At 71.7% G+C, this 19,363-nt stretch carries 20 protein-coding genes; 12 read left to right on the forward strand and 8 right to left on the reverse strand.

The window, feature by feature from the left end:
• Positions 1–97 precede the first annotated feature (97 nt).
• The gene (locus SACCYDRAFT_RS11700) at positions 98–577 is read left to right on the forward strand and encodes an SRPBCC family protein (protein ID WP_005456377.1); all 480 of its coding nucleotides are present in this window, start codon (positions 98–100) and stop codon (positions 575–577) included.
• A gap of 3 nt (positions 578–580) precedes the next feature.
• Here SACCYDRAFT_RS11700 and SACCYDRAFT_RS11705 read toward each other — a convergent pair whose 3' ends face one another.
• Entirely contained in the window at positions 581–1,672 is a 1,092-nt protein-coding gene (locus SACCYDRAFT_RS11705; protein ID WP_043536406.1) for an NAD-dependent epimerase/dehydratase family protein, read from the reverse strand.
• 76 nt (positions 1,673–1,748) lie between these two features.
• Here SACCYDRAFT_RS11705 and SACCYDRAFT_RS11710 point away from each other — a divergent pair, with 76 nt between their 5' ends.
• The 5 genes from SACCYDRAFT_RS11710 (at position 1,749) to SACCYDRAFT_RS11730 (ending at position 7,662) form a co-directional block, all read left to right on the forward strand.
• A complete protein-coding gene (locus tag SACCYDRAFT_RS11710) occupies positions 1,749–3,386 on the forward strand; it encodes a phytoene desaturase family protein (protein WP_005456379.1) in 1,638 nt (545 codons plus the stop codon).
• 83 nt (positions 3,387–3,469) lie between these two features.
• Complete coding sequence (locus tag SACCYDRAFT_RS11715; protein ID WP_005456380.1) at positions 3,470–3,964, forward strand: hypothetical protein; 495 nt, start codon at positions 3,470–3,472, stop codon at positions 3,962–3,964.
• Between the two features lie 127 nt (positions 3,965–4,091).
• Positions 4,092–6,371, forward strand: coding sequence for a xanthine dehydrogenase family protein molybdopterin-binding subunit (locus SACCYDRAFT_RS11720; protein ID WP_005456381.1), 2,280 nt, complete (start codon positions 4,092–4,094; stop codon positions 6,369–6,371).
• 5 nt (positions 6,372–6,376) lie between these two features.
• Positions 6,377–6,847, forward strand: coding sequence for a (2Fe-2S)-binding protein (locus tag SACCYDRAFT_RS11725; protein WP_005456382.1), 471 nt, complete (start codon positions 6,377–6,379; stop codon positions 6,845–6,847).
• Positions 6,844–7,662, forward strand: a complete 819-nt coding sequence (locus SACCYDRAFT_RS11730) for an FAD binding domain-containing protein (RefSeq protein WP_005456383.1) — start codon at positions 6,844–6,846, stop codon at positions 7,660–7,662. The genes SACCYDRAFT_RS11725 and SACCYDRAFT_RS11730 overlap by 4 nt, the downstream gene beginning before the upstream one ends.
• A 30-nt stretch (positions 7,663–7,692) precedes the next feature.
• Here the strand turns inward: SACCYDRAFT_RS11730 and SACCYDRAFT_RS11735 are convergent, their stop codons facing one another.
• Together SACCYDRAFT_RS11735 and cysC are read right to left on the reverse strand one after the other, a co-directional pair.
• Positions 7,693–8,790: a hypothetical protein gene (locus SACCYDRAFT_RS11735; protein ID WP_005456384.1), complete on the reverse strand. Its 1,098-nt coding sequence runs from the start codon at positions 8,788–8,790 to the stop codon at positions 7,693–7,695.
• A complete protein-coding gene (gene cysC / locus SACCYDRAFT_RS11740; RefSeq protein ID WP_005456385.1) occupies positions 8,787–9,383 on the reverse strand; it encodes an adenylyl-sulfate kinase in 597 nt (198 codons plus the stop codon). Before cysC ends, SACCYDRAFT_RS11735 begins: the two co-directional genes overlap by 4 nt.
• A 146-nt stretch (positions 9,384–9,529) precedes the next feature.
• Between cysC and SACCYDRAFT_RS11745 the strand changes: the two genes are divergently transcribed.
• Complete coding sequence (locus SACCYDRAFT_RS11745; RefSeq protein ID WP_043536408.1) at positions 9,530–10,699, forward strand: hypothetical protein; 1,170 nt, start codon at positions 9,530–9,532, stop codon at positions 10,697–10,699.
• Between the two features lie 11 nt (positions 10,700–10,710).
• On the opposite strand, the gene SACCYDRAFT_RS11750 is transcribed toward SACCYDRAFT_RS11745, so the two are convergent.
• Positions 10,711–10,935, reverse strand: a complete 225-nt coding sequence (locus SACCYDRAFT_RS11750; RefSeq protein ID WP_005456387.1) for a hypothetical protein — start codon at positions 10,933–10,935, stop codon at positions 10,711–10,713.
• 50 nt (positions 10,936–10,985) lie between these two features.
• Here SACCYDRAFT_RS11750 and SACCYDRAFT_RS11755 point away from each other — a divergent pair, with 50 nt between their 5' ends.
• Together SACCYDRAFT_RS11755 and SACCYDRAFT_RS11760 are read left to right on the forward strand one after the other, a co-directional pair.
• Complete coding sequence (locus tag SACCYDRAFT_RS11755) at positions 10,986–11,732, forward strand: PIG-L deacetylase family protein (RefSeq protein WP_005456388.1); 747 nt, start codon at positions 10,986–10,988, stop codon at positions 11,730–11,732.
• Between the two features lie 39 nt (positions 11,733–11,771).
• Positions 11,772–12,392 (forward strand): L-threonylcarbamoyladenylate synthase, encoded by a 621-nt coding sequence (locus SACCYDRAFT_RS11760; protein WP_005456389.1) that lies wholly within the window; start codon positions 11,772–11,774, stop codon positions 12,390–12,392.
• A 13-nt stretch (positions 12,393–12,405) separates the two neighbouring features.
• On the opposite strand, the gene SACCYDRAFT_RS11765 is transcribed toward SACCYDRAFT_RS11760, so the two are convergent.
• Complete coding sequence (locus tag SACCYDRAFT_RS11765) at positions 12,406–13,371, reverse strand: helix-turn-helix transcriptional regulator (protein ID WP_005456390.1); 966 nt, start codon at positions 13,369–13,371, stop codon at positions 12,406–12,408.
• 86 nt (positions 13,372–13,457) lie between these two features.
• Here SACCYDRAFT_RS11765 and SACCYDRAFT_RS11770 point away from each other — a divergent pair, with 86 nt between their 5' ends.
• Positions 13,458–14,828: an FAD-binding oxidoreductase gene (locus SACCYDRAFT_RS11770; protein WP_005456391.1), complete on the forward strand. Its 1,371-nt coding sequence runs from the start codon at positions 13,458–13,460 to the stop codon at positions 14,826–14,828.
• Positions 14,829–14,864: 36 nt separating this feature from the next.
• Here the strand turns inward: SACCYDRAFT_RS11770 and SACCYDRAFT_RS11775 are convergent, their stop codons facing one another.
• From SACCYDRAFT_RS11775 to SACCYDRAFT_RS11785, 3 genes are read right to left on the reverse strand one after another with little or no spacing between them, the layout of a single operon-like run.
• A complete protein-coding gene (locus tag SACCYDRAFT_RS11775; protein ID WP_005456392.1) occupies positions 14,865–15,089 on the reverse strand; it encodes a DUF5703 family protein in 225 nt (74 codons plus the stop codon).
• Positions 15,086–16,117 carry a YncE family protein gene (locus SACCYDRAFT_RS11780; protein WP_005456393.1) on the reverse strand — a complete coding sequence of 344 codons (1,032 nt, stop codon included), beginning with the start codon at positions 16,115–16,117 and terminating at the stop codon, positions 15,086–15,088. The genes SACCYDRAFT_RS11775 and SACCYDRAFT_RS11780 overlap by 4 nt, the downstream gene beginning before the upstream one ends.
• Positions 16,114–17,079 carry an aldo/keto reductase gene (locus SACCYDRAFT_RS11785; protein WP_005456394.1) on the reverse strand — a complete coding sequence of 322 codons (966 nt, stop codon included), beginning with the start codon at positions 17,077–17,079 and terminating at the stop codon, positions 16,114–16,116. Before SACCYDRAFT_RS11785 ends, SACCYDRAFT_RS11780 begins: the two co-directional genes overlap by 4 nt.
• A 378-nt stretch (positions 17,080–17,457) precedes the next feature.
• Between SACCYDRAFT_RS11785 and SACCYDRAFT_RS11790 the strand changes: the two genes are divergently transcribed.
• Positions 17,458–18,501: an LLM class F420-dependent oxidoreductase gene (locus SACCYDRAFT_RS11790; RefSeq protein ID WP_005456395.1), complete on the forward strand. Its 1,044-nt coding sequence runs from the start codon at positions 17,458–17,460 to the stop codon at positions 18,499–18,501.
• On the forward strand, positions 18,501–19,361 hold the full coding sequence (locus tag SACCYDRAFT_RS11795) for an undecaprenyl-diphosphate phosphatase (protein WP_005456396.1): 861 nt from the start codon (positions 18,501–18,503) through the stop codon (positions 19,359–19,361). Before SACCYDRAFT_RS11790 ends, SACCYDRAFT_RS11795 begins: the two co-directional genes overlap by 1 nt.
• Positions 19,362–19,363: the final 2 nt, after the last annotated feature.

A 19,363-nucleotide genomic window follows, 5' to 3' on the forward strand; every position in this document is an offset into this window, starting at 1 on the left:
TGACGGCGGTGAACCGTGTGCAGTCCGGATCACCTCGCCCACGACAGGAGTCAACTGGTCGCGGTCCGGGTACTGCGGACGTGGAGGTGGAGCGGAAATGATCGAGGTGAGTCGGTTGATGCCCGTGCGGCCGGAGCGGGTGTACGAAGTTCTCGCCGACGGTTGGACGTATGCCGGGTGGGTGGTCGGCAACGCGCACATCAGGGACGTGGACGCGGCCTGGCCCGCCGAGGGCAGTCGCATTCACCACAAGGCGGGGATGTGGCCGTTGCTGGTGCCGGACGTCTCCCTGGTGACAGCGGTCGACCCGGGCCGGATGATCGAGCTCACGGCGCGGCTGTGGGTGTTGGGGCGAGGGCGGGTCCGTCTCACGTTGACTCCCGAGGGCGACCGGGGAACCAGGGTCACCATGGGTGAGGAGGCGGTCAGCGGCCCGGCGGCGCTTCTCCCGGCGCCCGTGCAGGCGCTCCTCCTCAAGCCCCGCAACGTCGAGGCGCTCGCGAGGCTGGAGGACATCGCCGTGAACCGGGAGTCCAGAGGGCAGGGGAGGTCCCGGCCCGGCTTCGCCTCCGGATGACCGTCAGCCCTGCGGTTGGTGGCTGGGCCGGCCCCACGACGCCGAGGTCCAGCGCCGCCACAGCGGTGCCGTCGGCTCCGGCGCGAGTGCGGCGCTCGATGTGCCCGCGTGTTCGCGTAGCCCGGACGCCAGGGCGGTCACCGTCTCCATCGCGTCGTGCGCCGGGACCCAGTCGAGTTCGTTCCTCGCGCGGGTGGTGTCGACGAGGGAGGCCTTGTCGAGGAGTTCCAGCCAGCCGGGGTGCAGTGGGTGCAGCCCGGTCCGCCACGCGAGACTGCTGCCGACCGCCATGATCGTCTTGGGCACGGGTAGGCGGTAACCGCCGACCGCGGTGGCGATGTCGGCGGCATGCAGCACGGGTTCGGCGGCGAGGTTGAAAGCGCCTTCCACGTCGCGGTCGAGCGCGGCGACGGCCGCGGCCGCGACGTCGTCGGCGTGGACGATCTGTGCGCGGAGATGGGGCCACAGGGGCAGTGGGAGCCATGGCCTGCCGACCCAGCGGCCCGGTACCAGCCTGCCGAGGAGCCAGCGGGCGAACTCGCCTGCCGCGTCGTGTTGCAGGATCGCGCACGGCCGCAGGCGGGTCACGGTGATGTCGGGGTGCTGCCGGGTGAATTCGTCGAGGCGGCGTTCCAGCCACACCTTGCCGCGACTGTAGGCGCTGCCGTCGATGCCGCCGCGGTCCCAGCCCTCGCTCACCCGTGACCATCGCGGCGCGGGTGAGTAGGCGGCCGCCGACGACGCCACCACGAGCTTGGGCACGCCGGCGCGGGCCACGGCGCGCAGCAGGTGGCGGGTGCCCGCGACGTTGGTACGCCACATCGGCGGGTCGTCGCGCCGAGGGTGGATGGCCCACGCGAGGTGGACGACGGCGTCGGCACCGTCGAGGACGGCGGTGAGCCGTGCGGCCTCGTCGGGGTCGCCGAGGTCGCACGAGACCCAGTCGGCATGCCGGTACGGTTCGCCGGCGGCGGTGGGGGCCCGCCGGGCGATGCCGACCACGTGCCGGTCGGTGGTGAGTGCGAGCCGCCGTAGCAATGCCGTGCCGACGTTGCCGGTCGCTCCGGTCACGACGATTTTCGGGCCCACTGCCATGTCCTGGGAGATCCCCGGGCGCGGTCGCGGTGAAACGCGGGCCGCATGCTTCGCGGTGTGTGTAGGGTTTCGCCCAGTGGGTACGTCAAGGGCCGTGGAGGCACCGGGGTCGGACAGCAGCGCCTACGGCACGGTGGACGCCGTCGTCGTCGGAGCCGGGCAGAACGGGCTGGTGGCCGCCAACCTGCTGGCCGATGCGGGCTGGGACGTCCTGGTGCTGGAGGCCACGCCGTATGTCGGGGGAGCGGTCCGCACCGCGGAACTGACCGAACCGGGGTTCCGGCACGACGTGTTCAGCGCCTTCTACCCGATGTCCGTCGCCTCGCCGGTCATGCGTGGGCTGGACCTGGAACAGTACGGGCTGCGCTGGCGGCACGCGCCCGCCGTGCTCGCGCACGTGCTGCCCGACGACCGGGTCGCTCTCCTGTCCCGCGATCTCGACGCCACGGCCGCGTCGGTGTCCGCGTTCGACCCTCGGGACGGTGAGGCGTGGCGGAGGCAGTTCGACGAGTGGCTGCGGGTCAAGGAACCGTTTCTCGATCTGCTGTTCACACCGTTTCCACCGGTTCGCGCGGCGGTGCGGTTGGCGCGCACGCTCGGTGTCGCTGACGGGCTGAGGTTCGCGCGCATGCTGGCGACCCCGGTGGGCACGCTCGGCACGGAGACCTACCACGGCGACGGAGCGCGGCTGCTGCTGGCGGGCAACGCGCTGCACAGTGACCTCGGCCCCCTCGCGGCGGGCAGTTCGGTGTTCGGCTGGTTGCTCAGCATGCTCGGCCAGGACGTCGGCTTCCCCGTGCCCGAGGGCGGAGCCGGTGGCCTCGCGGACGCGTTGGCGACCCGACTGCGCACGCGCGGCGGACGCATCGAGTGCTCACGTCCGGTGACCCGGGTGCTGGTGGCCGGAGGCCGGGCGCTCGGGGTGCAGGACGCCCACGGTGGTCTCGTACGGGCTCGCCGGGCGGTGCTGGCGGACGTGCCCGCGCCTTCGCTGTACCTGGACCTGGTCGGCCGGGAACACCTTCCCGCCCGCCTGCTGTCCGATCTGGACCGCTTCCAGTGGGACGATTCGACCATCAAGGTGGACTGGGCGTTGTCCGGGCCCATTCCGTGGAGCAACCCGGATGCCGCTCGCGCGGGAACGGTGCATCTGGACAACGACCTCGACGGCCTCGCCCGCTACAGTGCCGAACTCACCTCGGGACGGGTGCCGGTCGAACCGTTGCTCGTGCTGGGCCAGATGACCACCAGCGACCCCACGCGGTCACCGGAGGGCACCGAGGTGGCGTGGGCGTACACGCACGTGCCTCAGGGACTGGAGTGGGACGCCGACCGGACGCGCCGGTTCGCCGACCGGATGGAACGCATCATCGAACGGCACGCGCCCGGCTTCACCGAACGTGTCCGCAGCAGGCACCTGATGAGTCCCGCCGATCTGCACGCCACCGAGCCGAGCCTGGTCGGTGGTGCCATCAACGCGGGAACGGCGGCACTGCACCAGCAGCTCGTCTTCCGGCCGGTACCCGGGCTGGGCCGCTCCGACACGCCGATCGACCGGCTGTATCTCGCCGGCGCGTCGGCCCACCCCGGTGGTGCCGTCCATGGTGGACCCGGGGCCAACGCCGCGAAGGCCGCGCTCGCGAGGGCGGGCGTGACCGGGGCGGGTTACGGCAGGCTGATGCGCGCCGCGCACGCGGCGCTGTACTCGGACTGACGCCGCTCCCGGTGGGGTCGCGCGTGGTGGTGCTGTCGGGGAGTGGCGCGTGTCGGAACCGGCGCAGCGGGTATCCGGCGGCCATGCTCGGCACCGACACCGTCGACCTCGTCCTGGCGACCTACCTCAACGACCACCACGCCGCCGCCGTCGGTGGCGCGGAACTGGCCCGGCGGCTGGCCTCCCAGCAGCGCGGCTCGGCCCAGGCGGCCGACCTGGCCGCGTTGGCCGAGGAACTGGCGGAGGACCTGCGGACGCTGCGCAGGATCATGGCCGATCTGGAAGTGCCCGTCCGCGCCTACAAGGCCACCGCGGCGTGGGCCGCGGAGAAGCTCGGGAGACTCAAGCTCAACGGCCGGGTGCTGGCGTCGTCGCCGTCGAGCCCTGTGCTGGAGTTGGAGGGACTCGCCATGCAGGTCACGGCCAAGGCCGGGCTGTGGCGGAGCCTGCGGTCGCGGGCCCAGCGGGACGGCAGGCTGGATCCGGCGGAGTTGGACGCACTGTTCACGCGTGCCGAACACCAGCGGGAAACCGCGTTTCGCCTGCACGAGCACTTCGCGGGTGCCGCCTTCGCCTGAGGCTTCCCGGGACCACGCGCGGCGTGCCCCCGAGCTGCGTACGTGTGTGTGAGATACGAGTCCGGCCTTGGCGCCCGCTGGGGATCTTCGGCATGATCGTCGCCGGAGTCGTAGTGGGAGGCTTACAGTGAGCATCGTCGGTACCAGGGTGGTCCGCGTCGAGGACGACAAACTCATCACGACGGGTGGCACCTACATCGACGACCTTCGTGAGGAGGCGCTCACCGGCGCCGTCCACGCGATGTTCGTGCGCAGTCCGATCGCGCACGCGACCGTGACCTCGATCGACACCTCGGAGGCCTCCTCGGCGCCCGGCGTCGTCGCCGTGTACACCGCCGCCGATCTCGACCTGGCGCCGGGGCGTGCCGGGCCGGTGCCGCAGCCGTGGCTGGCCGACGGCGTGGTTCGCTATGTCGGGGAACCCGTGGCGTTGATCCTCGCCGAGCATCCGTACCAGCTCGCGGACGCGGCCGAACTCGTCGACGTGGACTACGAGCCGCTCGACGTCGTGGCGGACATCGAGACGGCCCTGTCCGGCGAGGTGGTGTTGCATCCGGAGCTGGACGGCAACGTGGTCCAGACCCATGGCGGTGACTTCGCCGAGGACACCTTCGCCGACTGCGAGGTGGTGGTCAGCCGGACCATCGTGAACCAGCGGGTCGCGCCCGCTCCGCTGGAGGTCAGGGGAGCGGCGTGCGCCTGGGGCGACGACGGTCGCGTGACCCTGTGGCTGTCCACCCAGAACGCCCACCTCGCCCGCTCGACCGTGGCGAAGGGACTCGGCCTCGGCGCGGGAGAAGTCCGGATCGTCACTCCCGACGTCGGCGGGGGGTTCGGCGCGAAGATCGGCACGGACCCGGAGCCGGTGGTGCTGGCGTGGGCGGCGCGCCGCGCGGGCCGCCCGGTGCGGTGGTCGGAGAGCCGTAGCGAGAACCTGACGTCGATGACGCACGGCAGGGCGCAGCGCAACACGGTCACGATCGGGGGTCGCCGCGACGGCACCGTGCTGGCGTTCCGGCTGGAGGTCGTGCAGGACGCGGGCGCCTACCCGCGCACGCTGTACCTGCCGACGCTGACGGAGATGATGGCCCCGGGCGTGTACCGGTTCCCGAAGGTGGAGACGGTCAGCCGGGCGGTGGTCACCAACACCACTCCCATCGCCGCCTACCGTGGCGCGGGCAGGCCGGAGGCCACCGCGGCGGTGGAGCGGGCGATGGATCTGTTCGCCGCCGAGATCGGCGTCGACCCGGCCGAGGTCCGGAGGAAGAACGTCGTCCCGCCCGACGCGTTTCCCCACACGACGCCGACGGGCGCCACGTACGACACCGGTGACTACGCCGCGGCTCTGGACAAGGTCCTGGAGGCGGCCGGCTACGCCCAGCTGCGGGAGGAACAGGCCCGCAGGCGGGCGGAGGGCGACCCGATCGCGCTGGGACTCGGGATGTCGGCCTACGTCGAGATCACCGGAGCCGACGCGCGCGGCGACAGCGGCCGGGTGGAGATCAACCCGGACGGCACCGTCACCGCCTACACCGGCGTGTCGCCGCACGGGCAGGGCATCCACACGACGTTCGCGATGCTGCTGTCCGACCGGCTCGGCGTGCCCATGGAGAAGATCACCGTGCGGCACGGCGACACCGACGAGATCCCCAAGGGTGTCGGCACGATGGGGTCGCGGTCGCTGCAGTACGGCGGGTCCGCGGTGCGTAAGGCCGCCGACGCGGTGATCGAGAAGGCCCGCAGGCTGGCCGCCGACGAGTTGGAGGCCTCCCCGGACGACCTCGAACTGGACACCGCTTCGGGCACGTGGCGGGTGCGGGGCGCGGCGTCGGCGGGCGAGGTGAGCTGGGCGCGGCTGGCCGAACGCGCCGGCGACGGCGAGTTGTCGGCCGACGTGTGGGCGGACGAGGTGTCGCCCACGTTCCCGTTCGGCGCGCACCTGGCCGTGGTGGAGGTGGACACACTCACCGGCAAGGTGACGTTGCGGCGCATCGTCGCCGTCGACGACGCGGGCCCCGTGTTCAACCCCGTCACGTTCACCGGGCAGCGGCACGGCGGCCTCGCGCAGGGCGCGGCCCAGGCACTGCTGGAGGTCATGCACTACGACCCTGACGGCAACCCCACCACGGCCACGCTCGCCGACTACTCGTTCCCCACGGCCGCCGAGCTGCCCGACTTCGAACTGGTGGACATGGTCACGCCCACCGACCGCAATCCGCTCGGGGTCAAGGGCATCGGCGAGTCGGCCACGGTCGGCTCCACCCCCGCGGTGCAGAACGCGGTGGTGGACGCGCTGTCACACCTCGGCGTGACCCACGTCGACATGCCCACGACCCCACTGCGGGTGTGGGAGGCGATATCAGAGGCAGCAGCACAGGCACCGACGCGAGTAGGGAAGGCGGACTGACAGCGTTGCGCGTCACGATCGAGATCAACGGACGGACGGTGACCGAGGAGGTCGAGGACCGGACCCTGCTCGTGCACTTCGTGCGCGACGTCGCCGGGCTCACCGCCACCAACGTCGGCTGTGACACCACCTCCTGCGGAGCGTGCACGGTGCTGCTCGACGGCGAGTCGGTGAAGTCGTGCACGGTGCTGGCGGCGCAGGCCGACGGCCATCGTGTCACGACACTGGAAGGGCTGCCCGGCGAGGACGGCCAGCGGCACCCGCTGCAGGAGGCCTTCTCGGAGCAGCACGGCCTCCAGTGCGGGTTCTGCACCCCCGGCATGATCATGGCGGCGGCGTCGCTGCTGAAGGAGAACCCCGAGCCGACGCGGGAGCAGGTGCGCGAGGGCCTGGAGGGCAACCTCTGCCGCTGCACCGGCTACCACAACATCGTCAACGCGGTGATGGCCGCGTCCGGGCAGGAGGTCGAGAAGTGATCCCGGCGACCCTGCGCTACCGTCGAGTGTCCTCCGTGGACGATGCGCTGGCCGTGCTGGCCGAACACGGGGACGAGGCGAAGCTACTGGCGGGTGGGCACTCGCTGCTGCCGCTGATGAAGCTCCGGCTGGCCGCGCCGGAGATCGTCGTGGACATCGCGGGGCTGGCGGAGCTGTCGTACGTGCGCCTCGACGGTGACGTCGTCGCCATCGGGGCGATGACCCGCTACCACGACCTGGTGCGCGATCCTGTGCTGGCCGAGCACGCGCCTCTGGTGGCGCACGTGGCCGGGGTGATCGGCGATCCGCAGGTGCGGCATCGCGGCACCATCGGCGGTTCCGTGGCACACGGCGACGCCGCGGCCGACCTGCCCGCGGCCCTGCTGGCCTGCGACGCCGAGTTCGTGGTGCGCGGTCGTGACGGTGAGCGCACCGTCGCGGCGGGGGAGTTCTTCCTCGGGCCGTTCACCACCGCGCTCGAACCCGACGAGGTGCTGACCGAGATCCGCCTGCCCCGGCGAGGCGACGCGGGGTGGGGCTTCGAGAAGTTCACGCGCCGCGCGATCGACTGGGCCATCGTCGGCGTCGCCGTGCAGGGCCGCAACGTCGGTCTGATCAACATGGCGGGCACGCCGATCAGGGCCGAGGCCACCGAACGCGCCCTGGCCGACGGCGCGTCGATCGTCGAGGCCGCGGCCCTGGCCGCCGAGGGAACGAGCCCCGCCGACGAACCCCACGCCACGGCCGCCTACCGCGCACACCTCGCCCGGGTGCTCACCGAGCGGGCACTGGTGCAGGCCGAGCAACGCGCCTGACACCCGTGGTGCCCGATCACTCGACGGTGTTCAGCACCCGCGGCCGACGACGGTCAACACCGGGTGGCCGGGCACACCCACGGTCCAGACCGGCGCGTCCAGGGTGGAGTCGAGAACCCACAGCACACCCGTCTCCGCCACGGCTGCGACGAAGTCCGCGGGTGACCCGGATGCCGTGACCTGCTCGGCCTGCCCAGCGGGATGCCACACGGTCGCCGTGAACGTGTAGCGCTCGGGGCCGTCCACACCGAGCTCATCGACGCGGGCGGGCAACGACCACCAGCCGCGAGCCCGGCGGAATCGCCGGTCCAGGGAGGCCGTCGACCACGCCACTCGGAGACTCCAGAGGACACACACCACGGCGACGGGCAGCCCGATCACGCTCCATACGGGATCGACATCCGGCCGGGCGTCGAACAGCGGTAGCAAGGACAGCGTCCCCATCGCGGCGCCCAGCACGACCGCGAGTCCGGCCAGCAGGAGGGTGGCTCGGACGGTGAAGCGGGCCCACAGCGAGAGCCCCTCGTCCAGGGCCGGGACGGCGGACACGAGATGGTCCGGTGGAGTGGGCTGGGGTGGCCGCCCCGTGGAGGAGCGTCGCGCAGTCGCACCCCCAGCACGGCGAGCGAGCCGGGAACCAGGAGCAACACGCGCCGCGAGCCGGGTCGAGCGACGAGGTGCACGCGCCGATGCCGCAACAACAGTTCCCTGTGGGAGCGTGGGAGCCCCGTGCACCCATCCTTCACCCGCGGGCGTGTCGACGCGCACAGCGGTCAACCACCGGGTGAGCACGATGTCGTCGGCAGCGAGGTGCGCCGACCGGATCGGCACCTCGGCCACCTCAGTGAGGGTTGGGTGAAACGGCAGGCGCCACAACACCCAACCCCAACGCAGCAGCACGCCGACCAGCGCGAGAAGCGACGGAATCCACGGGCCACCGAAGAGAAGGGCGCCGAGTACCAGGAGGGCGAACAACGGAGCCCCCCAAGCCCACCAGAGGTAGGTGCTCCTGGTCTCCCGCAGCACGTCGGAGAGGAACGGGGCGTCGCGGACCAGGGTGCCGTCGGAGGGAGCGTAGCCCAGTGATCGCGCGTCGAGTGTGGGGTCGGGCAGGTCGGTGTGGGTCACTGTCGCAGGTCAACCGCCGACGGGGGGTGCATTGTGGACAGAAGACCACGCCTGTGTAACAGCGTGATCACCGTCTCAGCCGCCTGCCGGGGCGTCACCACGCTCGTGTCTACGCGCAGGTCCGGCTCCGCGGGTACCTCGTAGGTGTCGCCGACACCGGTGAGTCCGTTGATCTCTCCGGCCTCCGCGCGGGCGTAGAGGCCCTTCGGATCGCGCCGCGCGCACTCCGTCAGTGGGGTGTTGACGTGCACCTCCAGAAACGGTGTGCCCTGTCGCTCGTGGTGGGCGCGGACCGCCTCGCGGGTGCGCGCGTAGGGCGCGATCACGGGCACGAGGGTCAGCACGCGGTGCCGCGACAGGAGTTCGGCGACGTAGCCGACGCGGACGCCGTGCCGGTGCCGGTCGTCGGCGGAGAACCCGAGGTCGGAGGAGATCGTGCCGCGCAGGTCGTCACCGTCCAGCACGCCCACCTCCACGTTGGTGCGCACGGCGTCGGCGATGGTGCGGGCCACGGTCGACTTCCCGGCCCCGGACAGGCCGGTCAGCCACACGGTGGCGCCCGTTTCGAGTGCGACGGCCGGCATGGGTGACATGCGTCGTTCCTCCTCGTCGGCGAACACAGCGAACCGATGTAACGATTCGCATTCGTTTCGGTGGAGATTCGCACTATAGAGGTACACGCGGCCAGATGATGTGCTGGGACTCGTGTGACTACGATGCGGGGGCAATGCCCTCAGAAATGACCTCAGCAACCCCGCCGAAGGCCGCCCGGCGCGTCTTCCTCCACATCGGCCTTCCGAAGACCGGCACCACATCGCTGCAGGAGCTGATGTGGCACCACCGGAACGTGCTCGCGACGCACGGGCTGCTGTATCCGGGGGAGGACGAGGCCGCGCAGCACCGCGCCGCCATGGACGTGCACGCGCAGCGGTACCGGCAGTGGGACGAACCCGGGGTGGCGGGCTCGTGGTCGCGCCTGGCCGAGTCGGTCGGATCCTGGCCCGGCGACGCCGTGTTCTCCTCGGAACTGCTCGCCGCCGCCTCCCCCGAGGAGGCCCGGCGGGTCACCTCGGGGTTCGACGCCGAGATACACGTGGTCTGCACCGCGCGGGACTTCGCGCGCCAGGTGCCGTCGGTGTGGCAGGAGAACGTCAAGACCCGGCACACCACCGGATTCACCGAGCTGCTGGACGCCGTGCGCGCACCCGAGCTGACGCACACGGGCCGGGTGTTCTGGGACTATCAGGACCTGCCCCGCGTGCTGCGGACGTGGGGCGAGTCGCTGCCGCCCGACCGCGTGCACGTGGTGACCGTTCCCCGGGGCGGAGCCTCGACGCGCGTGCTGTGGGAGCGCTTCGCCGGCGTGCTCGGGCTCGACCCCGGTGTGCTCGACACGGATCTGGGCAGGCGTAACCACTCCCTCGGCCACGTCGAGACCGAGTTGCTGCGCCGCGTCAACGCCGCCCTCGGCGAGGACGTCGACTGGCCGCACTACGCCGCTGTCGTCAAGGACGACCTGGCGGCGACGATCCTGGCGCGGCGCCGCTCACCTCGGCCGAGACTGCCCTTGGACGCGCACGACTGGGCCGCCCACACGGCGCGCCGCTTCGCCGAGGAGATCACCGCCGCGGGCTACGACGTCGTCGGCGACCTCGACGACCTGCTGCCCGGCCCGGCGGACGGACAGCCGTACCGGGAGGTGACCGACGCGCAGCTGCTGGAGGTCGCCGTCGACACACTCGCCCGCCTGGTGAGCCGGACACCGGAGGAACCGGAACCAGCGCAGGAACGGTCCCGGCCCGCCTGGAGCGCAGTGGTGGCCGCGGCGCGGACAGCGGTCTCGGCCTCACCGGCGGCCGAAGTCGCACGCCGCGTGTACCGGCGGGTGACGACGCGGCGCACCGGGTGAGACCGGCGGGTTCACTGCCCGGTGTCGCGCTGCTTGAGCCGGTACAGGGCGTAGGTCACCCAGAAGGCGAGCGCGGACGCCAGCATGAGAATGCCGAAGAACCACATCATCCAGTTCGGCTCGGTGGTGACCATCGCGATCACGAACACCGCGATCCCCACGACCGTCATGAGAGCGACCGACAGCAGACGTCGTCGGGACAGGTCGACCTGGGGGCGCTGTGGTTGTTCGGTCATGTGCGCACATTCTGCCAGCCACCGTCGGCCGCCGGGGCAGGATGGGGACCATGCCGACGATCGTGGCGTTCCATGCCCATCCCGACGACGAGGTGCTGCTGACCGGTGGCACGCTGGCCCGTGCCGCCGCGGGTGGTCACCGGGTGGTGCTGGTGGTCGCCACCGACGGGCTCATGGACCGCGTGCCTGCCGGAGGCGCGCCCCGGCTGGCCGAACTGCGTGCCAGCGCGGCCGTTCTCGGCGTGGCCCGGGTGGAACACCTCGGCTACGCCGACAGCGGACACGGGCCCGTCCTCTGCCCGGACCCGCCGGACCGCACCCGGTTCGCGCGGGCCGACACCGAGGAGGCGGCGCGGCGCCTGGCAGCACTGCTGCGGGAGGAGAACGCGGACGTGCTCCTGAGCTACGACGCGAACGGTGGTTACGGCCACCGGGACCACGTGAAGGTGCACGAGGTCGGCCGGAGAGCCGTCCGGCTCGCCGGGTCCGTGCGACTGCTGGAGGCGACGATGCCGCGCGACGCGCTCGTCCGAGTCGCACGGTTGCTCCGTGTGCTTCGAATCGCGCCCGGATTCGACGACACGACTCTCGCCGGTGTCTACAGCCCGCGAGCGGCGATCACACACTCCTTCACCGTGCGGCGCTTCGCGCGGCGCAAGCAGGCCGCGCTGGCCGCACACGAGTCCGAAGTGAACGGACAGGGCCGCATGGCGTCGGTGTTCCGGCTGCTCGTGCGCCTGCCCGCGCCGGTGTTCGGGCTGGTCCTGGGCCGCGAGTGGTTCGTCGAGGTTCGCTGACGGTGGCCATTCCCGCCGGAAGCCCCTAGCCTGGGGCGCGTGGCGAGGTATGTGGACGTACACCCGGTGAACCCGCAACCGCGCGCGATCGCGCAGACGGTGCAGATCCTGCGCTCGGACGGTGTCGTGGTCTATCCCACCGACTCCTGTTTCGCGCTCGGCTGCGCGTTGGGCAACAAGCAAGGCATGGACCGCATCCGAACGATCCGCAAACTGGACGAACGACACCACTTCACGCTCGTGTGCCGCGACTTCGCGCAGCTCGCACAGTTCGTCCACCTCGACAACGCGGCGTTCCGGGCCATCAAGTCGGCCGTGCCCGGCCGGTACACCTTCATCCTGCCCGCCACGAAAGAGGTGCCGCGTCAGTTGGCGCACCCCAAGAAGAAGACGGTCGGGGTGCGCATCCCACACCACGCCGTGGCCCAGGCGCTCGTCACGGAGCTCGGTGAGCCCATCGTGTCGAGCACGTTGCTACTGCCCGGTGAGGACGAACCGCTGACGCAGGGCTGGGAGATCAAGGAACGTCTCGACACGGTGGTGGACGTCGTGCTCGACTCCGACGACTGCGGCGTGGAACCCACCACCGTGGTCGACTTCTCCGAGGGCGCACCGGAGGTCGTGCGCGAGGGCGCGGGCGATCCCGAACGGTTCCGCTGAGCCGACGACCCGTTCACTTCGGGAGCCGGTCACGCACCGACCGCAGCCTGTGCCCCACCTCGGGGGAGGCGGCCACCAGTGTCACGTCGGCGTCCAGCGCCATGATCACCGTGACGTACTGCGCGACCAGTTCGGCCGCCTCCGCGCTGAGCCGCACGGCGCACGTGTCCGCGCCAGTGGCCTCGATCTCGCCCGGCACGTTGGAGAACACCCGCCGTCGCACCTCCTCGGCAGGAAGCGACACCACCAGCCGGGCGCTGTGCCGGTACTCGGCGGCGGCGAAGGACCGGGTCAGATAGGCCGCCGGGTCCGATGCGGGCAGTCTCCGAGGGACGAACCGGTGGCGTGTGGGCGCAGGGTGGGCGAGGCGGTCGGCGCGGAACGAGCGCCAGTCCCGCCGTTCGAGGTCGTAGGCGACGAGGTACCAGTGACCCCGCATGGTGACCAGGTGGTGAGGTTCGACCCGCCGCGCACTGTCGACGCCGGCTCGACCGCGATAGTCGAAACTCACGATCTCCCGGTCACGGCAGCAGGAGGCGAGCACGGCCAGCACCGCCGGGTCCACTCCCGGGGCCTCACCCGGCGCCACGGCCACGGCGTTGCCCCCGAGGGCCGCGAGCCTCGGCCGCAGCCGGCCGGGCAGACCACGTTCCAGCTTCGTCAGGGCTCGCACGGCGTTCTCCGCGACCCCGGTGACCCCGGCACCCGCCACCGTCACCAGGCCGAGCGCCACCGCCACGACCTCGTCGTCGTCCAGCAGCAGCGGGGGCAGGTTCCGGCCGGAGGTCAGCCGGTAGCCGCCCGCGGTGCCGGGAGCGCTCCGCACGGGATAGTCCAGTGCGCGCAGCCGGTCGATGTCGCGGCGCACGGTCCGGTCGGTGACTCCGAGCCGGGCGGCGAGTTCGGCGCCCGACCACTCCCGCCGCGCCTGCAACAGCGACAGCAGCCGCAGCAGGCGGGACGGCATGCTCTCGCTCACCCGGTCACCTCCTTGGTTCACCACGAACACACAATGCCTCGCCTTGCGGACAACTCCTGTCCGCAACGGCTCCTAGCGTGCCGGGCATGACCGACAGAAACAGCGACATCGAGCGGCTCGCCGCACGCGTCCGCGGCGCCGTGCTCAGCCCCGCGTCCAGCGGCTACGACGCCGAGCGGACCGGGTTCCAACTGCACCACCCGCACCGCCCCACCGCGATCGTCGCCGCCACCTGCGCCGACGACGTGAGCGCCGCCGTGGAGTACGCCGCCGCTCACCGGACGCCGTTCGCCGTCCAGGCCACCGGACACGGCCACGCCGTGCCCACCGACGGGTTGCTGGTCAGCACGCGACGCATGACCGGCGTGCGGATCGACCCGGAGTCCCGCACCGCGTGGGTCGAGGCCGGAGCGACGTGGCGTCACGTCGTCGAGGCGGCGGCCCCCCACGGACTGGCACCGCTGTCCGGGAGTTTCCCCGACCTCGGCGCCGTCTCCTACACTCTGGGCGGCGGGCTGGGCCTGCTGGCCCGCCGGTACGGCTTCGCGGCCGACCACGTGCACAGGCTCGACGTGGTCACTCCCGACGGGCGGCTGCGGCAGGTGACCGAGCAGTCCGAGCCCGACCTGTTCTGGGCTCTGCGCGGTGGGGGAGGGCACATCGGTGTGGTCACCGGCATGGAGATCGGCCTGGTGCCGGTCACCCACGTCTACGGCGGCAGCCTGCTGGTCGACGTCGAGCAGGCTCCCGACGTGCTGGACGCCTGGCGGCGGTGGACCGCCGACGTCCCGGAGGAGATGACCTCCGCGGTGTCCCTGCTGACCTACCCGGACGTGCCGGAGCTGCCGCGGGAACTGCGTGGCCGGTCGATCGCCCACCTCCGGATCGTCCACCTCGGCTCACCCGGCGAGGGGAGCGCCGTGGTGGAGCCGCTCCGTGCGTGCGGGCCGATCCTGCGGGACACGCTGGCCGAACTCCCGTACCCGCGGGCCGGGACGATCTTCGACGAACCGGAGCAGCCGCATCCCTACCGAGGCGACAACGTCCTCGTACGCGAGCTCGACCCGAAAGCGCTCGCCGGGCTGACGAAGGCGGCCGGACCCTCCGCGCGGGTGTTCACCGTGGCGGGGCTGCGACACCTGGGCGGAGCTCTCGCCAGGCCACCCCGCGCCGCGAACGCCGTCGGCCACCGCGACGCCCGCTACCTCGTGTCGATCCTCTCCCTGGTGGCCGAGGGCGAGGAGGAGCTGGTGCGAGAGCTGCACGACGACGCGCTCGCCCTGTTCGCCGACACCGCGCTGGGCCGCTGGCTCAACTTCGCGTTCCGCGAGCTGGGCCCGGACGAGCTCCGTTCCGGGTTCTCCCCCGGCGACTACGCACGGTTGCTGGAGGTCAGGCGCCGAGCCGACCCGCACGGGCTCCTGCACACCGGCCACGGTGGGCCGGGGGTGCGCTGAGGGCAGCGCGCGGTGACCGGAGCAGTGCCGAGACGCTCAGGTGATGATCCCGGGCAGCAGTCCCGCCGCGAGTGAGCGCCGCCTGCGCAGCCACACCTTCCGCGTGCCGTCGGAGAACAACCGGACGTTGGACAGCTCCCAGCCCGAGAACTCGGCCTGGATCGACAGTTGCACGGTCGCGGAGAGCCGGGACACACCGGGCGGCAACTGCACCCGGCGGTACTCCCAATCGCCGTCCACCACCGCTTCCGCGTTCGTCATGGAGTGATCACCTGGATCCCTTCCCCGGTCGCCGAGCCCACCACGACTCGGGACGTCTCTGAGTCGACGGTAACCGAATCGGGCTGGCGAACGGTGGGATAGCGGTACCGCTCCGTGGGCTCCTCGCCGCGCACGTCGAAGCCGACGACCTCGTTGCGTGCGGTCAGGGTCACCCACAGCAGGTCGCGCTCGGAGTCGTAGGCCATGCCGTAGACACCGCCCGGGACCGGGTAGAGCTGGCGCAGCAGGAGCGGGTCGACGGAGAACGCCAGGAGGCCGCCGCTGCGGGTGTCGGTGACGAACACCCGGTCGTAGTCGTCGGTGACCACGTTCGTGGCGCCCTGGCCCGCGCGCAGGCCCACGCCGATGTCCTGTCCCTCGATGTCAACCTCGAACACGGCGCTGCGCAACCGGTCGAGCACGATGGGTTTCCCGTCGACCACCACCACGTCGTCCGCGCTGTTCAGGCCACCGGCGATCACCGGCTCCAGGCGGCCGTCGTCCAGCACGCCGACGCCCTTGCGGTCGCGCAGGCTGAGCAGTGCGCGACCGTCGAGAACGGCCGCGCCGGTGGGCTCGCCCTTCGCGGGTGTGACGCGCAGTTCACCGTCGAGGGTGATGCGCGCGAGCGCGTTCTCGGACGGTACGGGCGCCAGCAGTTCGGCGCCCGCGACGGTGAGGTCCTCGGCCGGGCCGGGCAGTTCCACGACGGTGGGCTCGGGGTCCGGCCCGGCGAGGGCGTCGCGGTCGTAGAGCAGCACCCTGGCCGGGTCGGCGACGGCGACGGCGACGGCGCCGTTCTCCTGCGCCGTGGCCATGGCGGTGACGTCACCGTCGACGTCGATCACCGAGCCCTCGGGTGCGGTCGTGGTCTCCGGTGACGGTGGCGCGGTCGCCGCGGTGGGGTTGTCGATCACCTGCAGCTCGTCGGTCACCTCCTCCTCACCGGAGCAGGCCGCCAGCGGCACCACAAGGGCGGCGGCCAGCGCGGCGAAGGTGAGTTTGGGGAGACTCGTGCGTGTTCTCATGCGGGCCACCGTTCCGGATAGCCGAACTCGATGGCGCTGACATCGTCGAGCGCCGCCTTGATCGCAGTGGGCAGGGTCAGGCTCTCGGCGGCGAGCGAGCCGGCGAGTTGGCTCTTGTCGCGGGCGCCCACGATGGGGGCGACCACGCCGGGTCGATCGCGCACCCACGCCAGGGCGACGGACAGCGGCGAGGTGCCCAGCCCTTCGGCCGCGGTGACGACCGCCTCGACGATGCGCGCCGCGCGTTCGGTGCGGTGCTGCTCGACGTAGCCCGCGTAGGCGGTGGACGCGCCGCGGGAGTCGGCCGGGGTGCCGGTGCGGTACTTGCCGGTGAGCACGCCACGGCCGAGCGGCGCCCACGGCAGTACGCCGATCCCGTGGTGCGTGGCGGCGGGCACGACCTCGCGTTCGATGCCGCGTTCGAGGAGGGAGTACTCGGACTGGATCGACACGATCCGGCCCTCGGCGAGCGCCGAGGCGGCCGTCGCGAGCTGCCAGCCTGTGTAGTTGCACACACCGACGTAGCGGACCTTGCCGCTGCGCAGCGCGTACTCCAGGGCGGAGAGCGTCTCCTCGATCGGCACGGCCGCGTCCCACGCGTGCAGTTGCCACAGATCGAGGTGGTCGACCCCCAGCCTCCGCAAGGAGCCGTCCAACGCCGACAGCAACGCTCCGCGTGAGGCGCCGCCCCCGAACGGGCCGTCGGCCCTGCGAGCGACGGCCTTGGTGGCGAGTACCACGTGATCGCGGGGCACCAGGTGTCCCAGCAGCGAACCCAGCAGGCGCTCGACCTCACCGTCGCCGTAGATGTCGGCGGTGTCGACGAGGGTTCCGCCCGCGTCGACGAACGCCGAGAGCTGGTTGGCGGCGTCCTCGGCGTCGGTGCCGGTCGACCACGAGAGGGTGCCGAGCCCCATCCGCGACACCCGCAGGCCGGAGGTGCCGAGCTGACGGCTTTCCATGCGCCAGAGCCTAACCGTCGCCCGTGCGGGTTCGTGACCAAGGCATGTCGGGCGGCGCGTCATCGCCCGATGGTGTCGAAGGCTCATCCCGCCCGCCGGTGGCGGGACGCCGCCACAGCGGTTTCGGAAGGGGCACCGGCGGTCGAGTCCGAGCTGCCTGCCCTGTGGTGGTCTCGTCGGGTCCGTGCGCGATGATCGGGATACTCGCGAGTAGTGCGCTGTTTCGGGTCGCGCGGGGGACGCTCTCACGCAGCTCGGGGCGGTGGATATCGTGCCGCTGACAGACCAACGGAAGTCGAACCGGTCGGCAACGCTTCAACGGTGGGAGACGTCTTGACCCCGTATCAGCCCCATGAGGGCGGTGTTTCATCAGGTCGGATGCGATTGGGACTGAACCTCGGGTACTGGCGTGCGGGCAAGGGCGCGGAGACCCTGGCTCTGGCCAAGGAGGCCGACACGCTCGGCTACTCGGTGGTGTGGGTCGCGGAGGCGTACGGGTCCGACGCGGCGACCGTGCTCTCCTGGATCGCGGCCCAGACCTCGTCCGTCGACATCGGAAGCGCGGTGCTGCAGATCCCGGCGCGAACCCCGGCGGCGACGGCCATGACGGCCGCGACACTGGACACGCTCTCCGGCGGCCGGTTCCGGCTCGGGCTCGGCGTGTCGGGTCCACAGGTGTCCGAGGGCTGGCACGGGGTCCGGTTCACCGCCCCGCTCGGCCGTACCCGTGAGTACGTCGACATCGTGCGGATGGCGCTGCGGCGCGAGCGGGTGGGCTACGCCGGCGAGCACTTCCAGCTCCCGCTGCCCGACGGCCCGGGCAAGGCACTGGCCCTGACGATGCACCCGGTGCGGGAGCGCATCCCCACCTACCTCGCCGCCATCGGGCCCAGGAACCTGGAACTCACCGGAGAGATCGCCGACGGCTGGCTGCCGGTGTTCTTCTCGCCCGAGCACGCGGCCACCCAGCTCGATCACGTCGCCGCCGGTGCCGCCAGGGCCGGTCGCACGCTCGCCGACCTCGACGTCGCGCCCACGGTGCCGCTGGTGCCGGGTGACGACTGGACGGTGTGCGCCGACTCCGTGCGCGCCTACGCGGCGCTGTACCTGGGTGGCATGGGCAGCCGGGACAAGAACTTCTACAACCGCCTCGCGGTGCGGATGGGCTTCGCCGACGCCGCTGCCGAGGTGCAGGAGCGTTACCTGGCCAAGGACTACGAGGGCGCGATGGCGGCGGTGCCGCTGGAGTTCCTCGACGCGACGTCGCTGCTCGGCCCGGTCGAGCGCATCGCCGAGCGCATGACCGCGTTCGCGGAGGCGGGTGTCACGACGCTCAGCGTGCTGCCGTTCGTGGCCCCGGAGAACGCCCCCGCCGCGTTGCGCACGGCCCTGGAGGCACTGGAGAAGGCGGGAGTGGCCTGATGGGTTGGTTCGAGGCTCTGGTTCTGGGGCTCGTGCAGGGGTTGACGGAGTTCCTCCCGATCTCCTCCAGCGCCCACGTCCGCCTGACGGCGGCGTTCGCGGGGTGGGACGACCCCGGCGCCGCGTTCACGGCCGTCACCCAGATCGGCACCGAGCTCGCGGTGCTGCTGTACTTCAGCAGGAAGATCGGCCGGATCCTGCACCACTGGTTCCTGTCGCTCACCAAGCGTGAGTACCGCTCCGACCCGGACGCGAAGATGGGCTGGCTCATCATCGTCGGATCGGTCCCGATCGGGGTGCTGGGGCTGCTGTTCGAGGAGCGCATCGAGAGCGTGTTCCGCGACCTGCGGCTGACGGCCACGACGCTCATCGTGTTCGGTCTGCTGCTGTTGCTCGCCGACCGGATCGGCCGCAAGGACCGGGAACTCGACCAGCTGACCGTTCCCCACGGCCTCGCCTACGGCTTCGCGCAGGCGCTGGCGCTCATCCCCGGGGTGTCGCGGTCGGGCGGCACGATCACCGGCGGGCTGCTGCTCGGCTACAAGCGTGCGGACGCCGCGGAGTACGCGTTCCTGCTGGCGGTGCCCGCGGTGCTCGCCTCGGGCGCCTACAAGCTCACCGACATCGGAGAGGGTGACGCACCCGGTGTGGGCCCGACCCTGCTGGCCACCATCGTGTCGTTCGGCGTCGGGTACGCCGTGATCGCGTGGCTGATGTCCTACATCAAGAAGAACAGTTTCCTGCCGTTCGTGATCTACCGCGTCGCCTTGGGCGTGCTGGTGCTGGTACTGGTCTTCACCGGGGTGTTGGATCCCGACGCGGGCCCGGCCGTGACCGACGCGGTGGGGCAGCGGGAGTGAGG

This window comes from Saccharomonospora cyanea NA-134 (genome assembly GCF_000244975.1).
Taxonomy (GTDB): Bacteria; Actinomycetota; Actinomycetes; order Mycobacteriales; family Pseudonocardiaceae; genus Saccharomonospora; species Saccharomonospora cyanea.

Excerpts from the sequence above, each read along its gene's own strand:
- SACCYDRAFT_RS11755 (WP_005456388.1), top strand. The coding sequence starts at position 10,986 with ATGCCGACGATCGTGGCGTTCCATGCCCATCCCGACGACGAGGTGCTG.
- SACCYDRAFT_RS11780 (WP_005456393.1), bottom strand. The coding sequence starts at position 16,117 with ATGAGAACACGCACGAGTCTCCCCAAACTCACCTTCGCCGCGCTGGCC.
- SACCYDRAFT_RS11705 (WP_043536406.1), bottom strand. The coding sequence starts at position 1,672 with ATGGCAGTGGGCCCGAAAATCGTCGTGACCGGAGCGACCGGCAACGTC.
- SACCYDRAFT_RS11775 (WP_005456392.1), bottom strand. The coding sequence starts at position 15,089 with ATGACGAACGCGGAAGCGGTGGTGGACGGCGATTGGGAGTACCGCCGG.
- SACCYDRAFT_RS11785 (WP_005456394.1), bottom strand. The coding sequence starts at position 17,079 with ATGGAAAGCCGTCAGCTCGGCACCTCCGGCCTGCGGGTGTCGCGGATG.
- SACCYDRAFT_RS11700 (WP_005456377.1), top strand. The coding sequence starts at position 98 with ATGATCGAGGTGAGTCGGTTGATGCCCGTGCGGCCGGAGCGGGTGTAC.
- SACCYDRAFT_RS11750 (WP_005456387.1), bottom strand. The coding sequence starts at position 10,935 with ATGACCGAACAACCACAGCGCCCCCAGGTCGACCTGTCCCGACGACGT.
- SACCYDRAFT_RS11745 (WP_043536408.1), top strand. The coding sequence starts at position 9,530 with ATGACCTCAGCAACCCCGCCGAAGGCCGCCCGGCGCGTCTTCCTCCAC.
- cysC (WP_005456385.1), bottom strand. The coding sequence starts at position 9,383 with ATGTCACCCATGCCGGCCGTCGCACTCGAAACGGGCGCCACCGTGTGG.
- SACCYDRAFT_RS11790 (WP_005456395.1), top strand. The coding sequence starts at position 17,458 with ATGCGATTGGGACTGAACCTCGGGTACTGGCGTGCGGGCAAGGGCGCG.
- SACCYDRAFT_RS11795 (WP_005456396.1), top strand. The coding sequence starts at position 18,501 with ATGGGTTGGTTCGAGGCTCTGGTTCTGGGGCTCGTGCAGGGGTTGACG.
- SACCYDRAFT_RS11770 (WP_005456391.1), top strand. The coding sequence starts at position 13,458 with ATGACCGACAGAAACAGCGACATCGAGCGGCTCGCCGCACGCGTCCGC.
- SACCYDRAFT_RS11715 (WP_005456380.1), top strand. The coding sequence starts at position 3,470 with ATGCTCGGCACCGACACCGTCGACCTCGTCCTGGCGACCTACCTCAAC.